Below are 1024 nucleotides of genomic sequence, written 5' to 3' on the forward strand. Positions count from 1 at the left end.
CATACCGCGGGAACGTTAGCACACATTTAAATGAGGAAGATTCTTTACATATTGACAATTTTTCTTTTAGCCTGTGGAAAACCTGCTAACAAGAATGACTTTTCAAAAACAAACCATTGGTTAACACCATATATTCTTGACAGTTTACAAACGACTATTAAAGACTATGAGGCTACTAAAATGAGAGTTCCAAACAATGATATTGATTATTTAGGGCCCTTATCTGATACAGTAAATATTAATAAATTCAGTTTTTATGATTATGAAAGCTATTTAGATTATCATGGATTTCAAGACAGTATAATTGTGAATGAAAAACTTAAAATTATAATTTCTCCAAAACAATTATTAACCATAGGTTTAAAAGATAATTCTATTCCTCCACCACCAGCTTTAATAAATTCTAACGAAGACTTTAATTTTGACAGTATTAAAACTACCAAGTCTTTAAAACAACGGGAAGAGATACGGAGAGAATATTTTCAGGCAATCCCAATATATATTTTCAATCCTACTAAAGACACCTTGTATCTTGACCAACAAGACGGAAGAGTTATTATGATTCAAGAAGCGAAAAATGAAAAAGGAGAATGGAAACCAATTGAATATTGGGAGTATAGTGCTTGTGGAAATAGTTACGGGACAGTAATGCTTTTACCAAAGAATTTTGCATTAATTAAGGGAATAAAATATTCTGGAAGTTTTGAAACTGAACTAAGATTTAAAATGAGAAATGGTAATACGGTTTTATATTCTGATAACTTTAAAGGGAATATTAATAAATCACAATTTGACTTGCCAACTGATTATATTGAAAAATTCCTTGCGAATAAATCATATGAAAAAATATTTTTAGAAAGAATTTTTTTGAACAGATGAAAAAACGTGTGCTAACACACGGTCATAGTGCATGCGGTTTGGTTTTAATTTGTAAACCTTTATTCCGTATGCCGTCGTTTTCGGCTTGACAGTCTCCACTTCGTGGGACAGTCAACCGCACGACACCATACCGCGGGAACGTTGT

At 31.8% G+C, this 1024-nt stretch carries 1 protein-coding gene; it reads left to right on the top strand.

The annotated features are described in order from the left end of the window. Positions 1-30: 30 nt before the first annotated feature. The gene (locus ACE01N_RS20500; RefSeq protein ID WP_380592950.1) at positions 31-879 is read left to right on the top strand and encodes a hypothetical protein; all 849 of its coding nucleotides are present in this window, start codon (positions 31-33) and stop codon (positions 877-879) included. The last annotated feature ends 145 nt before the right edge of the window (positions 880-1024 follow it).

Origin of the sequence: Quyinboa ferrireducens, from assembly GCF_042436675.1 — a bacterium.
Classification (GTDB): Bacteria; Bacteroidota; Bacteroidia; order Bacteroidales; family UBA5342; genus JBHJHP01.

What these genes read in the sequence shown, in the direction of transcription:
- ACE01N_RS20500 (WP_380592950.1), top strand. Translation starts at nt 31, where the DNA reads ATGAGGAAGATTCTTTACATATTGACAATTTTTCTTTTAGCCTGTGGA.